Raw genomic sequence first — 674 nt, 5'->3', positions numbered from 1 at the left:
TGGCCCGGCACGGCCGCGTTCACCGCCGCGCTGACGCTGTTCACGTTCGGCGTGATCGAGGCGCCCGCGCGCGGCTGGACGAGCGCGCTCGTGATCGCGCTGCTGGCCGGCGCCGCGCTCGGCGCGGGTGCGTTCGTCGCGATCGAGACGCGCGTTGCGCGGCCGATGCTCGACCTGTCGCTGTTCCGGATCGCGCGCTTCGTCGGCGTGCAGGTGCTGCCGGTGTCGACCTGCTGCTGCTACATCGTGCTGCTCGTCGTGCTGCCGCTGCGCTTCATCGGCATCGACGGTTTCAGCGAGATCGACGCCGGCTGGCTGATGCTCGCGATTTCCGCGCCGATGCTGGTCGTGCCGCTGGTTGCGGCGACGCTCACGCGCTGGCTGTCGGCCGGTGTGATCTCGGGGCTCGGGCTCCTGGTCGCGGCGGCCGGGCTCGTGTGGCTGGGCGTCGCGCTGCGCGGCGGCGCGGGGCCCGCGGCGATCGCGCCGATGCTCGTGATCGGCGTCGGGGCCGGCATGCCGTGGGGGCTGATGGACGGGCTGTCGGTGAGTGTCGTGCCGAAGGAGCGCGCGGGGATGGCGACGGGGATCTTCAGTACGACGCGCGTGGCCGGCGAGGGGATCGCGCTCGCGATCGTCGGCGCGGTGCTGGCTGCGCTTGCGCGGACGGGGTG

At 73.7% G+C, this 674-nt stretch carries 1 pseudogene; it reads left to right on the top strand.

What is annotated here, in order from left to right:
- Positions 1-674, top strand: a pseudogene (locus tag G3N64_RS39280) (MFS transporter); the annotation flags it as partial.

The sequence above is a fragment of the Burkholderia sp. Ac-20344 genome, from assembly GCF_017104975.1.
Lineage (GTDB): Bacteria > Pseudomonadota > Gammaproteobacteria > Burkholderiales > Burkholderiaceae > Burkholderia.
This window is presented reverse-complemented; position numbering and strand designations above follow the sequence as displayed.